This is a genomic window from Pseudomonas sp. GW823-FHT02F05 (assembly GCF_058797315.1).
Genome location: NZ_JBXAJM010000001.1, coordinates 369,770 through 382,452, shown reverse-complemented (window position 1 = coordinate 382,452; position 12,683 = coordinate 369,770). Strand labels below are relative to the sequence as shown.

Here is a 12,683-nt window from a genome sequence, read left to right as displayed (position 1 = left end):
TAGCGGTTGCCGTCACTGTAGACCAGGATCAAACCTCGCGGCCATGGGCGGCGGCGGCCAGTTGCCCGGTGTCGACGCGCACGAACACCGAGTCGCCGACGGCGGTGAGCACGCTGCCTGCATACACTTCGCAGACCACCCGGCTTTTGCGGCCGATTTCGCCTTCGACCCGCGCCCGCAGGACCAGGGGCACACCCATGGGCGTGGGCTTGATGAATTTGATCCCCAGATTACCGGTGACACAGTCGATACGCGGCAGGCTGCCGGGTTCACGCTGTTCGGCGCGGTAGTGGTAGGCCATGGCGGTCCAGTTGGAGTGGCAGTCCACCAGCATGGCGATCAGGCCACCGTAGACCAGGTCTGGCCAGCCGCTGTATTTGGCCTCGGGCTGATGCTCGGCAATGACGTGCACGCCATCATCATCCCAGCGGCTCTTGATATGCAGGCCATGAGGGTTGCTGCTGCCGCAGCCGTAGCAGATGCCTTCCGGCGCCGTGGTGTCCTGGAGAGAAGCGCTGTGCATGCAGAGTCCTTGTTGTTGTTTGGGCGACGCTTCTATTTAGCAGGCCAGGGGTTAGCGAGCAAACTTCTTCGCCCCGGCCACGCAGCCGATCACCGCCACCGTCACCAGCACCATGCCCAGGCTGACCTGTTCATGCAGCAAACCCGCCGCCAGCGCCAGGCCGAAGAACGGTTGCAGCAACTGCAACTGGCCGACCGCGGCAATCCCGCCCTGGGCCAGGCCGCGGTACCAGAACACAAAGCCGATCAACATGCTGAACACCGCCACGTAGCCCAGGCTCAACCAGGCCGGCAAGCTGATACCGCTGAGGGTAGACGGCGCCAACAACAGGCTCAAGGGCGCCACCACCGGCAGCGACACCACCAGCGCCCAGCAGATCACCTGCCAGCCGCCCAGGCTGCGCGACAGCTTGGCGCCTTCGGCATACCCCAGGCCGCATGCGAGCACGGCCAACAGCATCAACACATCGCCCGCGGGTGCGGCGCTCAAGCCTTGGGCAACGGCATATCCCATCACCAACAGGCTGCCCAGGATCGAAAACAACCAGAACACCGGCCTCGGCCGTTCACCGCCGCGCAGCACACCGAACACCGCCGTAGCCAGTGGCAGCAGGCCGATAAAGACGATGGAGTGGGCCGAGGTCACGTACTGCAGGGCCAGGGCCGTCAGCAGTGGAAAGCCGATCACCACGCCAAGCGCGACGATAACCAGCGGTGCCGATTGCTGGCGCGTGGGGCGTTTTTCCTTGAATACCCCCAATAGGCACAACCCCAGTAGCGCCGCGAGAGTGGCGCGGATCATGGTCAGGAACACCGGATCGAATTCCATGACCGCCAGGCGCGTGGCTGGCAGCGAGCCGCTGAAAATCACCACACCGATAAAACCGTTGATCCAACCCTGGGTGCTGCTGTCTAGAGTGCCGAGAGGAGAAGTGCGTTCCATGGGGGACCTGTCCGAAAATGGCAGTTGCGTGCTGGGCATCCTAGGATTGAAGATTAAGACAATCAAAAAATTGTCATGGATACAGCCCTATGCCCCGTGCTCGCTACAAGACGCTGGTCGATACCTTCGCCGAGGCCATCCGCAGCGGCCAATTGCAGCCCGGCACGCGGTTGCCTACCCATCGGCAATTGGCCGCCGAGCATGGCCTGGCGCTGGTCACTGCCAGCCGGGTGTACAGCGAGCTGGAAGCCATGGGGCTGGTCAGTGGCGAGACCGGGCGCGGCACCTTTGTGCGTGAGATTGCCTTGCCACCGGGGCAGGGCAGTGGGCAGATGACGGTTGCGGCGGGTTTGCTTGACCTGAATTTCAACTATCCGTCATTGCCGGGCCAGGCCGAGCTGCTGCGCACGGCGTTGCGCCAACTCGCCCTGTCTGGCGACCTGGAGGCGTTGCTGCGTTACCAGCCCCATGCCGGACGTGTGCACGAACGCGCCGCGGTGGCCCGGCACTTGTTGAACCGAGGGTTGACGGTGCAAGCCGAGCAGGTGCTGGTGGTCAGCGGCGCCCAGCATGGCCTGGCGGTGAGCATGATGACCTTGCTCAAGCCTGGGGATGTGGTCGCGGTGGATGCGCTGACCTATTCGGGGTTCAAGGTACTGGCCGAAACCCTGCACCTGGAACTGGTCGCCATCCCAGTCACAGCCAACGGCCCTGATCTTGACCACCTGCACAGCCTGTGTCGCCAGCGCCCGGTGCGAGCGGTGTACAGCATGCCGACCCTGCATAACCCGCTGGGCTGGGTGATGAGCCTGGAGCAGCGCGAGCGCTTGGTGGCAATCGCCCGGCAGCACAACCTGATGATCATCGAGGATGGCGCCTATGCGTTTCTCGCCGAAGAAGCGCCGCCGCCTTTGGCAACTCTTGCACCGGAGCGCACGGTGTACATCGGCGGGTTGTCCAAAAGTGTCGCCACCGGTTTGCGCGTGGGCTTTATCGCTGCGCCTATGGCGTGGGTAAGCGGGTTGGAACGCACGATCATGGCCACTACCTGGAACGTGCCGGGGGTGATGAGCGCGATTGCGGTGGGCTGGCTCGAGGACGGCACGGTGGCGCAACTGGAGGCGCAAAAGCGTGCGGATGCCCAGGCCCGTCAAGCGTTGGCGGCGCAGGTGCTGAGAGGGGTGAAGACCATCAGTCACCCGTCCTCCTACTTTCTGTGGCTACCGTTGGCGGAAGACGCCCGCGCCGATCAGGTCGCCATGACCTTGCAGCGCGCGGGCATCTCGGTTTCAACCGCCGAACCTTTCGCGGTCTCGGCCCAGGTGCCCCACGCGCTGCGCCTGGCCCTGGGTTCGGTGCCCATGGCGGCGTTGCGTGAGGCGCTGGTGAAGGTGCGCAAGGTGGTGGCGTGGTGAGGTTTGCTCAGTACTTGTAAGCCTGGCGCCCAATCAGCAGCCATTGGCCGTGCTGTTTTTGCCAAACCTGAAAGTTGTCGATATCGGTTGGTGTGTCCACACCGCTGTTCACCGCCAGGGCATGGAAGTGGTTGCGCACCAGGGCGGTATCGCCGTTGAGAGTGATGGTCTGGTTTTGCATCTCCAGGGTTTTGAATGCGCTGGTATGGGTTTCCAGGTCGGCAATGAATTGCGCCTTGTTTTGCACCTTGCCGCTGGAGTGGCCGTAGGTGAGCTTGTCGGACGTCAGTGCATGAAGCTGCTTGAGGTCCAGATGCAGCATGGCTTGGGTCAATTGATCGACTGCCTGGGCTACATCCTTCTCGGCGGCGCCGGGCGCGGCGGCGACGTAGCCGGAGAAGAGGCACAGAAATCCGATCAGCACTTTGAAGTTGGACATGGGTGTTTCCTTATTGTTGTTAAGAAATACGACGAGGTACGTCGTCGTACAACCATGCAATATTCTCAAGGCGGAAGGAAAGTGAAATTTTGCAGGAGCTTGAGGTGAGTAGGCGCTAGAGTGTTCATCACCATCCGCGCAGCCGAGGTACATCATGGATTTTGACTGGCACAGCGACGTCATCACCCGCGCTACACCCGTCACCCCTAGCTATAAAAACACCCAGAACGTGCGCCGCTTTATGCTTGAACAGTGTGGCCCGGCGTTCAAGTTCAACCGTCCATTCATGGCGTGGATTCGTAACGGCGCACCCAAGACTTTGGGGGATGTGGTGGAGGAGTGGCAGCGTCGCAACGAGGTGCTTCGGTCCTCGCACCACGGTGTTTGAACTGAAATATGAACAAAAAGTGTGGGAGCGGGCTTGCTGTGGCGAGGGAGCTTGCTCCCGCTCGACAGCGCAGCTGGAGCCGGCTTTTTGGGGGCGCTACGCACCCCAGCGCAAGCAAGCTTGCTCGCCACAGCAAGCCCGCATTTGAGTGAGGAGCCCAGCTAGATAGCCGCCAACGGTGGCGTACGCGGCGGGATCATCCGTTTGCTGCCGGTAGCTTCGAACGCCGAGGCAAAGTGCAACAGCGCCGAATCGTCATAGGCACGCCCGGCGAAGGTCAGCCCCACCGGCATGCCAATATCCGCCATCACGCCCATCGGCACGGTGACGGTGGGCACGCCCAGGTGGCGGATGGCGAGGTTGCCGTTGGCCACCCACACGCCGTTGCTCCAGGCAATGTCGGCAGACGCTTCGTTCACATCGGCATCCGCCGGGCCTACGTCGGCCACGGTGGGGAACAGCACGGCGTCCAGCCCGAGGGTGTCCATCCAGTCTTCCAGGTCCAGGCGCCGGGTTTGCTCCAGGCCGCGCAGGCCATCGGGCACGGTGCTGATCTGGTCCCATGGCGTGATGCCGCGTTGGGCCATGCGCACGTATTCGTCCATGCCGGCGGCCAGGTCGTCTTCACGGTTGGGCAGGGTGCCGGGGTCGTGGGGGAAGATGTTCGGCCCGTCCACATCGGCCAGGCGGTTCAGGTGCGGGTCGCCGTTGGCACGCAGGAAATCATCGAAGGCCCATGCAGACAGCTCCCACAGCTCGTCGTGGAGGAACTCTTTAGAGACCAGGCCACGGGTAAACACCGTCGGCGCGCCGGGGCGGTCGCCTTCGCAGTTGGACACCAGCGGGAAATCCACTTCGATCACTTCGGCACCCGCCGCTTCCAATGCCTGGCGCGCGGCTTGCCACAGTTCGATCACCGTGGCGCGGGTGTGGATCTTTTGTCCGGTCGGGCCGCCGATACCGGGTTTTTCGCTGGTGCCAGCATCCGGGTCGGCGTTGATGTACATGCGCGGCACGCCAAAGCGCTTGCCGGCCAGGTTTTCGCTGTCGACTGCCAGCGCCGCGTAGGACACCGGGCGCACCGAGGTGACGCTGGGGATCGGCACCCAGGGTTGCAGGCGCCACAGGTCACCACGTGTGTCCGGGTCTTCGGCCACCACGACGTCGAGCACTTCCAGCAGGTCGGCCATGGTGCGAGCATAAGGCACCACCACGTCCATGGTCGGGGTCAGTGGCCAGTTGCCGCGCACCGAAATCACGCCACGGGACGGCGTGTAGGCACACAAGCCATTATTGGAGGCCGGGCCGCGACCGCTGGACCAGGTTTCTTCAGCTAGCCCGAACGCGGCAAAGCTGGCGGCGGTGGCGGTACCAGCGCCGTTGGAGGAACCCGACGCAAACGGCGCGGTGAGGTAGTCGGCGTTGTAGGGGCTTTCGGCGCGACCGTACACGCCGCGCTGCATACCGCCATTGGCCATCGGCGGCATGTTGGTCTTGCCCAGGCAGATAGCGCCACCGGCACGCAGACGCTCAATGGTGAAGGCATCGCGCTGGGCCACCAGCTTGGCAAACGCCGGGCTGCCGGATGCAGCCGTCAACCCCTTGACCAGGTAACTGTCCTTGGCGGTGTAAGGAATGCCATCCAGCGGCCCCAGGGTTTGCCCCTTGGCGCGGCGTGCATCAGACGCCTGGGCTTCTATGAGCGCATCGGGGTTGCGTACCACCACGGCGTTCAGTGCAGTGGCCGTCTGCGGGCCATCGTAGGCATCGATCCGCGCCAGGTACGCCTGCACCAGTTCAACTGCCGTGGTCTGGCCGGCTTCAAGCGCAGCGCGCAATTGGGCAATGGAGACTTCAGTAACTTGCATCACGTTTTTTTCGCCGCCTTCAAGTGGGGGTATGGCGGCAGTCTACGTACAGATATTTCACAAAACCAGCGCGGCATACTTCGTGTAGGCGGCGGGAACGACATCACCAAGCAAGGCGTCAGCAACATTGCGAGTGGCCGCCCTTTATCGCTAAGGTGGCCGCGTTGATTAACGTTGCACTTCAAGGAAGAGACCATGCACAGACCTTATATCGCCCTGGCTGCCTTGCTCGGGTTTACCCTCTATACGGTGGCGACCATGCTCACGGCAGAGCAGTCACTGCTGGCATTTGGATGGGAACTGATGTCCCGGCCCGATACGGCGCAGGTGGTGATTGACCTGTATCTGATGGCGGTGCTGGCGTGTGTGTGGATGTACCGGGATGCGCGTGGGCGAGGGCGGTCGATGGCCTCAGTGCTGCCGTATTTTTTACTGACGGCAGTGTTTGTGTCGGTAGGGCCGCTGCTCTATATCGTGGTTAATGGGTTTTCCCGGCGAACGCTCAACTAAGCCTGTATGGCAAGGGCGCAAGCTCCCTTGCCATGGGTAGTGCGCGGCCTTCAGGGATTAAGGAACGCTTGGTAGTTGTCCTTGGTGATCTGCTGATAAGGAATCGTGAGCTCCGCCGTGTACGGCTGCTGCTTGACCATCTTCACCGCCAGGTCGATGGAACCCACTGCCTGGCCCTTGTTGTCCTGGTACACCGTGACCAACAACTGGCCTTTTTTCACCGCGTCCAATCCCGCTGCGCCGCCGTCACTGCCGGCCACTAGGATGTCCTTACCCGGCTGCATGCCTGCCTGGCTGATAGCCATGGCCGCGCCAATCGCCATTTCATCGGCATTCGCGGCCACGGCATCGATTTTGCGCCCTGATACGATCCAGTTGTTCATCAGGTCAATCGCCTTGCCACGCTGCCATTCGGCGCTTTGCTCCTCGACGATCTTGATGTCGGGGTAGTCCTTCAGCACGCTCTTCACCCCCAGCGTGCGGTTATGGGTGGCGTTGTTGGACAGCAGCCCGAGCATGATCGCCAGGTTGCCCTTGCCGCCCATTTTCTCGGCCAGGTAGCGCATCTGGATTTCGCCGGCCTTGATCTCGTCCGAACCGACATAGCCCACGCCCGCTGGTACCTCCTTGAACTCCGGGCGGCGGTTGACGTACACCAGCGGGATCTTGGCCTGCTGGGCATTGAGCGTCATCTTCTGGGTGGCCGCTGTGTCCACCGCGTTGACGATAATCGCGTCCATGCCCTGGGCGGTGAAGTTTTGCACCTGATTGAGTTGTCGCACCACATCGCCCTGGGCGTCTTCAAACTGCAGGGTGACATCGGGCAGTTCCCTGGCGTGGGCGGCCATGTAGTCGCGCATTTGTGCGAGGAATACGTCGTCCACCTGGGCGATGCTCACGCCGATGCGAATGTCGGCCAGCGCCCAAGGGCTGAACGCCAGGACTAACAGTGCCGCAAGGAGTTGCTTCTTCATGGTTTTGCTCCGTTGTTTTTGTTGTTGTCAAAGCAGGGCGGTTTACGCTTGGCGTTTGGCCCGTAGCTGCACCACGGCGGCGGCGAAGTCCGAGCACGGCCAGCGTTCGTCGAGGGCTTGCAGCATCAGCTGTTGCCCGGTTTGTGGGGCCAGGCCCCTCAAGGGTGGGTCGGTGTCGAGGTTGGTGGGGAAGGAGTACCCGTCTGCGGTACAGGCGACCACGGCGTGGGCATCCAGGTTGGGGTTGGCGAGCAGCACCGGGTACACCGCCAGCATCATGCGGTCGCGGTCGATGGCTTCCATCGGCTTGCCGAACGCCGAGGAGATTTGCAGCAGGTTAGCCATGCGCTGGCGATCGGCCGTGCGGTTGGTGCCGGCGGCATGGAACAGCGCCGGGTTGAAGAACAGCAAGTCGCCCTTGTTCAGCGGCAATTGCACCGCGTGTTGCTGGAAGTAGTCGATAAACTCCGTGCGACGCCACGCCAGGTACCCCAAGGCGTACTGCTGGGAAAAGGGCAGCAGTTGGGTGGGGCCGGTTTCCAGCGGCATATCCGAGTGTGCGATAGCACCTTGCAACGTCAAATGTTGGGACAGCGCATGCAGCGGCAGCGGAAAACGTTCGACCACATCGTTGGTCTGAAAACCCAGGTGATAGTCACGGTGCGGCTGCTGCGCCTGGCCACCTGGATGCACCACATTGACTTGCGCCGTGACTTGAAAGCCCGGCCCCAACCAGGCTTCGGCAATCAACCCCAGCAGAGGGTTGGCGTAGTACTCGGCAAAAGACTCGGGGGACTGTAAGGCCGCCTTCTGCAACGCGTTCCAGATCCTGCCATTGCTACCGGCCTTGGCAAAGTGATCGGCAGCCACGCCTTGGGCGGCTTCATGGGCAAAGATCGCGTCGAAGACCTGGCTGTGGCGGTCCACCACTTCCAGGTCTTCATAGGCTTGGCGCACCACCATTACGCCGGGCCCGTCACGGAACAGGTGATGCAGCTCGTTCATGACGACCAGGCGGTCGCTGTTGCGCAAGGTGTGGGCCTGATAGATCGGCACACTGCCTTGTACCTCAAGGCACAGCGGGTAGTCGCTGGGGTTGGTGCGCTGCGCACAGATCCGGCTGAAGTCGGCCAGGCGCACCGCGTCGCCGTTTACGAAAGCCGACATCACACACCTCCTGGAAGGCTCAGGGCCTGGTGAGGTTGCGGGGTGCTGCTGTCGGTGCAGCCGATCACGCCCTGTTCCAGGTCGATGACCGCGCCGCTCATCATTCCCGACTCGGCGGACAGCAAAAATGCCACGCTGCGCGCCACCTCTTCGGGCTTGAGCAGGCGCCCAAACGGTTGGGCGCGTTCGGCTTCGGCCAGCCAGCCGTCCTGGGCGCCGTGGTACTGGCGCTGGATCTGATCCTCGTGGGGCGTGTCCATCCAGCCGATGTTCAGGCCATTCACGCGGATGCGGTTGCGCAAGGCACTGAACGCTACGTTCTTGGTCAGGATCGCCAGCGCGCCCTTGGACGCCGCGTAGGCACTCAAGAACGATTGCCCACCATGGCCGGTAACGCTCTGGATATTGACGACCGCACCTGCGACACCGTTGCTGATCATCAGCTTCAACGCTTCCTGCATGAGGAAAAACGGCGCCCGTACATTGACCGCAAACAAGCGCTCGAACAGCTCCGGCGAGGTGTCAAGAATGGTGCCACGGTCAGACATGCCGGCGCAGTTCACCAAGCCGTGCAAGGTGCCGAAATGGACGCGCGCTGCTTCGATGATAGCGCGGCAGTCTTCGACCTTTTCCAGGTCGGCCTCGACAAAAAATGCCTGGCAATCCAACTGGGCCAGCTGGCGCACCTGCGCGTCGCCCTCGGTACGGCGACGCCCGCAAATGATCAGCCCGGCCGCACCACGGCGAGCCAGGGTATGGGCCACCGCCGCGCCGAGGCCCTGGGTGCTGCCGGTGACGACAAAGTATTGGCCGCTGAACGAGGTCGCAAGATCGGTGTGGGGCATTGGGGTTCTCCTGGAATTTTTGTTGTTTTGCTGGCCCGGCTCGACGCCGGGCAAAACTGAGACTAGCATTGCAAAACCTCAATAACGCCCAAAAAAGACCTCAAAAACACCTCAGGCGAAACCCATGCTCGAACGCGCAAAACACTTTTCCATCAAGCAACTCGCCACCCAGGCTGGCGTCAGCAAGGCCACGGTGGACCGCGTGTTGCACCAGCGCGGCAGCGTGCACGCCCAGACACGGCGGCGTATCGAGCAGGCATTGGAGGAGTTGGAATCCCAGGAAAAAAATGGCTTGGCCGTGGGGCGTACCTTCCATGTGGACGTGATCATGCACACGCCCCAGCGTTTCAGCGCGGCGGTGCAGGCGGCGATCGTTGGCCAATTGGCCAGCCTGGCACCGTTTCGCATCGCGCCACGTTTTCACCTGTTCGAGGAGATCGAGCCCCAGGCCATGCATGACCAACTGCTGCGCTGCCTCGACACGGGCAGCCAGGGCGTGGTGCTCAAGGCTGCGGATGAGCCGGCGGTGAACCTGGCCGTCAAGCAGCTGATTGCGGCCGGTATTCCGGTGGTGACCTTGGTCACCGACCTGCCCCAAAGCGAGCGCATCGGCTATGTGGGCATGGACAATCGCACGGCCGGCCAGACAGCGGCCTACCTGATGTCGCGCTGGCTGCCGACCGAGGCGCAGGACGTGGCGGTGGTGATCGGCAGCGAATTGTTCCGCGGCGAAGAAGAGCGCGAGATGGGTTTTCGTACCTGGCTGCGTGGCCGCGCCGAGTACCTGCGAGTACTGGATATCAGCGGCGGCTACGGCGTGTATGAGCGCACCTTTGAGCGAGTGACCCAAGCCTTGCTCCAGCACCCCGGGCTGAAGGCGGTGTACAGCGTCGGCGGTGGCAACCGCGCAATTGTCGACGCGTTTACCGCCCAGGACCGTCCATTGGAGGTGTTCATCGGCCACGACCTTGACGAAGAAAACCGCCAACTGCTGAGGGAAGAAAAAGTCGCGGCGATCATCGATCACAACCTGCAGATCGATGCCCGCCACGTATTCCTGCACATCCTGCACTACCACCGGCTCTGGAAGGCCGGGCCGATTGCGCCGTCACAGGTGCAGATCGTCACGCCGTTCAACCTGCCGGACTGAAGCGCTGAAATACCACATCCAATAACAATCCAGGAGTTCGACCATGCTACGTATCGCCGTTCTAGGTGCCGGGCGCATCGCCAAGATCCATGCCGCCAACGTTGCCGCCCATCCCAATGCCACGCTGGCGCTGGTGGCCGATCCCTGGCGCGCAGGTGTCGATGCCTTGAGCACCCAGTTGGGGTGTGAAGCCGCGTATGACTGCGCCGCCGTGCTGAGCCGCGAGGACATCGATGCGGTGGTGATCGGCACGCCCACCGACACCCACATCGACCTGTTGCTGGCTGCGGTGGCCCAGGGCAAGGCGGTGCTCTGCGAAAAACCCATCGACCTGGACATCGCCAAGGCGCGCAGCGCGGCGCAAACCGTGGAGCGCCAGGGCGGCAAGGTAATGCTCGGTTTCAACCGGCGCTTCGACCCAGACATGCTGCGCCTGCGCCAGGCGCTGGACGCCGGCCAGATCGGCGTCGTGCGCCAGGTGATCATCACCAGTCGCGACCCTGGCCTGGCACCGCGTGACTATCTGGAACACTCTGGCGGGATCCTGCGCGACATGACCATCCATGACTTTGACACCGCTCGCCATTTGCTCGGCGAGGAACCGGTAGAAGTCAGCGCCTTCGCCAGTCGCCTGGTGGACCCGACCCTGGAGCAGATCGACGACTACGACAGCGTCATGGTTTTGCTACGCACCGCTTCGGGCAAACAATGCCATATCAACTGCTGCCGCCAGGCGGTGTATGGCTATGACCAGCGCGTAGAAGTTTCCGGCGCCAGCGGCGTGCTGCTGACCGACAATCACCGGCCCAGCACCGTGCGCCATTGGAGCGCTGAGCACACCGAAGCGCTGGAGCCGTTGCAGCATTTTTTCCTTGAGCGTTACGCGGATGCGTATCGCAATGAGCTGACGCAGTTCATCGATGCGTTGAACGAGGGGCGCGAGTTGCCCACCAGTATGCGCGATGGCCTGTATGCGTTGCATCTGGCTGATTGTGCGTTGGAGTCGGTGAAGACCGGGCGCAGTGTGAGGGTCGGTCATGACCTGTAGCACGGCTGGGGGGTAGCTTACGTGGCCAGCGATGCGCTGTGGGTGCGGGCTTGCTCGCGAAGGCGGTGTGACAGTCAAGAACCTCATAGGTTGTGCCACCGTCTTCGCGAGCAAGCCCGCTCCCACATTTGGGGGGCGTGGAGTCAGTCAGGTACCCGTTGGCTTGCAGTCCAGCCCAACCAATCAGACCCCCTTGGTAGAAGGCAGCAGTACCGTCAGGATACCCACCAGCGGCAGGAACGAGCACAGCTTGTACACGTATTCGATGCCGTGATGGTCAGCGAGCATCCCGAGCAGCGCCGCGCCGATCCCGCTGAAGCCGAACATCAGGCCGAAGAATATCCCGGCGATCATGCCCACATTGCCCGGCACCAATTCCTGGGCAAACACCACGATGGCCGAGAACGCCGAGGCGATGATAAAGCCGATGACCACGCTGAGTACGGCGGTCCAGAACAGGTCGACGTAGGGCAGGGCCAGGGTGAACGGTGCGGCGCCGAGGATCGAGAACCAGATGACTTTCTTGCGGCCGATCTTGTCGCCGATCGGGCCACCGGCAAAGGTGCCCACGGCCACCGCGCCGAGGAACAGGAACAGGTACATCTGCGAGCTGGCCACCGACAGCTGGAATTTCTCGATCAGGTAGAACGTGAAGTAACTGGTCAGGCTGGTCATGTACCAGTATTTGGAGAACACCAGCACAGCCAATACCACCAGGGCGAAGGTCACGCGGCCTTTGGACAAACCGTGGGTCGCCTGGCTGCCTTGCTTGAGCTTGAACAGGTTGAGGTGGTGGCGGTACCAGCGGCTCAAACCGTACAGCACCAGGATGGCGAACACCGCAAACAGGCCGAACCAGGCAATGTGGCTTTGGCCGTAGGGAATGATGATCGCCGCCGCCAGCAACGGGCCGAAAGCGCTGCCGGTGTTGCCGCCGACCTGGAAGGTCGATTGCGCCAGGCCGTAGCGCCCACCGGAAGCCAGGCGTGCGACGCGGGAGGTTTCCGGGTGGAAGGTCGATGAGCCCACACCCACCAGCGCCGCCGCGAGCAATATCGCCGGGAAGTTGCCGACAAAGGCCAACATCAGGATGCCGATCAAGGTGCACACCATGCCCGCTGGTAATAACCAGGGTTTGGGGTGGCGGTCGGTGTGGTAGCCGATCCACGGTTGTAGCAGGGAGGCGGTCAACTGGAAGGTCAGGGTGATCAGGCCGACCTGGGTGAAGCTCAGGCCGTAGTTGGCTTTGAGCATCGGGTAGATCGATGGCAGCACAGCCTGGATCAAGTCATTGATCAGGTGCGCCAGGGCACAGGCGCCCAGGACGCGCATGACTAAGGGGCTTATTTGCGGGCTGGTCGAAGGTGCGGCGGGTGACGCTGTGACTGTGGACATGCGGGCATTCCGTACAAGG

At 62.5% G+C, this 12,683-nt stretch carries 13 protein-coding genes; 5 read left to right on the top strand and 8 right to left on the bottom strand.

Features of this window, described 5'->3' with window-relative positions; genetic code table 11:
• Positions 1–28 precede the first annotated feature (28 nt).
• Both AC1RAC_RS01815 and AC1RAC_RS01810 read right to left on the bottom strand, forming a co-directional pair.
• Complete coding sequence (locus tag AC1RAC_RS01815; protein WP_054897340.1) at positions 29–523, bottom strand: PaaI family thioesterase; 495 nt, start codon at positions 521–523, stop codon at positions 29–31.
• A gap of 51 nt (positions 524–574) precedes the next feature.
• Positions 575–1,465 carry a DMT family transporter gene (locus AC1RAC_RS01810; RefSeq protein ID WP_313042980.1) on the bottom strand — a complete coding sequence of 297 codons (891 nt, stop codon included), beginning with the start codon at positions 1,463–1,465 and terminating at the stop codon, positions 575–577.
• A gap of 89 nt (positions 1,466–1,554) precedes the next feature.
• Between AC1RAC_RS01810 and AC1RAC_RS01805 the strand changes: the two genes are divergently transcribed.
• Positions 1,555–2,880 (top strand): aminotransferase-like domain-containing protein, encoded by a 1,326-nt coding sequence (locus AC1RAC_RS01805; RefSeq protein ID WP_198791708.1) that lies wholly within the window; start codon positions 1,555–1,557, stop codon positions 2,878–2,880.
• Between the two features lie 7 nt (positions 2,881–2,887).
• Here the strand turns inward: AC1RAC_RS01805 and AC1RAC_RS01800 are convergent, their stop codons facing one another.
• Positions 2,888–3,319, bottom strand: coding sequence for a nuclear transport factor 2 family protein (locus AC1RAC_RS01800; RefSeq protein ID WP_003190851.1), 432 nt, complete (start codon positions 3,317–3,319; stop codon positions 2,888–2,890).
• Between the two features lie 154 nt (positions 3,320–3,473).
• On the opposite strand from AC1RAC_RS01800, the gene AC1RAC_RS01795 reads away from it, so the two are divergent.
• Positions 3,474–3,707: a DUF6434 domain-containing protein gene (locus tag AC1RAC_RS01795; RefSeq protein WP_003190852.1), complete on the top strand. Its 234-nt coding sequence runs from the start codon at positions 3,474–3,476 to the stop codon at positions 3,705–3,707.
• A gap of 161 nt (positions 3,708–3,868) precedes the next feature.
• Here AC1RAC_RS01795 and AC1RAC_RS01790 read toward each other — a convergent pair whose 3' ends face one another.
• The gene (locus AC1RAC_RS01790) at positions 3,869–5,578 is read right to left on the bottom strand and encodes an amidase (protein ID WP_492616071.1); all 1,710 of its coding nucleotides are present in this window, start codon (positions 5,576–5,578) and stop codon (positions 3,869–3,871) included.
• A 192-nt stretch (positions 5,579–5,770) separates the two neighbouring features.
• Here AC1RAC_RS01790 and AC1RAC_RS01785 point away from each other — a divergent pair, with 192 nt between their 5' ends.
• Entirely contained in the window at positions 5,771–6,085 is a 315-nt protein-coding gene (locus AC1RAC_RS01785) for a DUF2834 domain-containing protein (protein ID WP_057975761.1), read from the top strand.
• Between the two features lie 50 nt (positions 6,086–6,135).
• Here AC1RAC_RS01785 and AC1RAC_RS01780 read toward each other — a convergent pair whose 3' ends face one another.
• The 3 genes from AC1RAC_RS01780 to AC1RAC_RS01770 are packed head-to-tail and all read right to left on the bottom strand — an operon-like array spanning position 6,136 to position 9,071.
• Positions 6,136–7,059 carry a sugar ABC transporter substrate-binding protein gene (locus tag AC1RAC_RS01780; protein ID WP_057975762.1) on the bottom strand — a complete coding sequence of 308 codons (924 nt, stop codon included), beginning with the start codon at positions 7,057–7,059 and terminating at the stop codon, positions 6,136–6,138.
• A 42-nt stretch (positions 7,060–7,101) separates the two neighbouring features.
• Positions 7,102–8,226 carry a phytanoyl-CoA dioxygenase family protein gene (locus tag AC1RAC_RS01775; protein WP_492616070.1) on the bottom strand — a complete coding sequence of 375 codons (1,125 nt, stop codon included), beginning with the start codon at positions 8,224–8,226 and terminating at the stop codon, positions 7,102–7,104.
• Positions 8,226–9,071, bottom strand: a complete 846-nt coding sequence (locus AC1RAC_RS01770; RefSeq protein WP_492616069.1) for an SDR family oxidoreductase — start codon at positions 9,069–9,071, stop codon at positions 8,226–8,228. The genes AC1RAC_RS01775 and AC1RAC_RS01770 overlap by 1 nt, the downstream gene beginning before the upstream one ends.
• Positions 9,072–9,195: 124 nt before the next feature.
• Between AC1RAC_RS01770 and AC1RAC_RS01765 the strand changes: the two genes are divergently transcribed.
• On the top strand, positions 9,196–10,221 hold the full coding sequence (locus tag AC1RAC_RS01765; protein WP_057975765.1) for a LacI family DNA-binding transcriptional regulator: 1,026 nt from the start codon (positions 9,196–9,198) through the stop codon (positions 10,219–10,221).
• A gap of 43 nt (positions 10,222–10,264) precedes the next feature.
• A complete protein-coding gene (iolG, locus tag AC1RAC_RS01760; RefSeq protein ID WP_057975766.1) occupies positions 10,265–11,269 on the top strand; it encodes an inositol 2-dehydrogenase in 1,005 nt (334 codons plus the stop codon).
• A 183-nt stretch (positions 11,270–11,452) separates the two neighbouring features.
• Here iolG and AC1RAC_RS01755 read toward each other — a convergent pair whose 3' ends face one another.
• Complete coding sequence (locus AC1RAC_RS01755; RefSeq protein WP_127881899.1) at positions 11,453–12,664, bottom strand: MFS transporter; 1,212 nt, start codon at positions 12,662–12,664, stop codon at positions 11,453–11,455.
• Between the last annotated feature and the right edge of the window lie 19 nt (positions 12,665–12,683).

Bases quoted from the DNA above. Each gene is read 5' to 3' on its own strand.
- AC1RAC_RS01815 (WP_054897340.1), bottom strand. From the start codon at position 523: ATGCACAGCGCTTCTCTCCAGGACACCACGGCGCCGGAAGGCATCTGC.
- AC1RAC_RS01810 (WP_313042980.1), bottom strand. From the start codon at position 1,465: ATGGAACGCACTTCTCCTCTCGGCACTCTAGACAGCAGCACCCAGGGT.
- AC1RAC_RS01805 (WP_198791708.1), top strand. From the start codon at position 1,555: ATGCCCCGTGCTCGCTACAAGACGCTGGTCGATACCTTCGCCGAGGCC.
- AC1RAC_RS01800 (WP_003190851.1), bottom strand. From the start codon at position 3,319: ATGTCCAACTTCAAAGTGCTGATCGGATTTCTGTGCCTCTTCTCCGGC.
- AC1RAC_RS01795 (WP_003190852.1), top strand. From the start codon at position 3,474: ATGGATTTTGACTGGCACAGCGACGTCATCACCCGCGCTACACCCGTC.
- AC1RAC_RS01785 (WP_057975761.1), top strand. From the start codon at position 5,771: ATGCACAGACCTTATATCGCCCTGGCTGCCTTGCTCGGGTTTACCCTC.
- AC1RAC_RS01780 (WP_057975762.1), bottom strand. From the start codon at position 7,059: ATGAAGAAGCAACTCCTTGCGGCACTGTTAGTCCTGGCGTTCAGCCCT.
- AC1RAC_RS01775 (WP_492616070.1), bottom strand. From the start codon at position 8,226: ATGTCGGCTTTCGTAAACGGCGACGCGGTGCGCCTGGCCGACTTCAGC.
- AC1RAC_RS01770 (WP_492616069.1), bottom strand. From the start codon at position 9,071: ATGCCCCACACCGATCTTGCGACCTCGTTCAGCGGCCAATACTTTGTC.
- AC1RAC_RS01765 (WP_057975765.1), top strand. From the start codon at position 9,196: ATGCTCGAACGCGCAAAACACTTTTCCATCAAGCAACTCGCCACCCAG.
- iolG (WP_057975766.1), top strand. From the start codon at position 10,265: ATGCTACGTATCGCCGTTCTAGGTGCCGGGCGCATCGCCAAGATCCAT.
- AC1RAC_RS01755 (WP_127881899.1), bottom strand. From the start codon at position 12,664: ATGTCCACAGTCACAGCGTCACCCGCCGCACCTTCGACCAGCCCGCAA.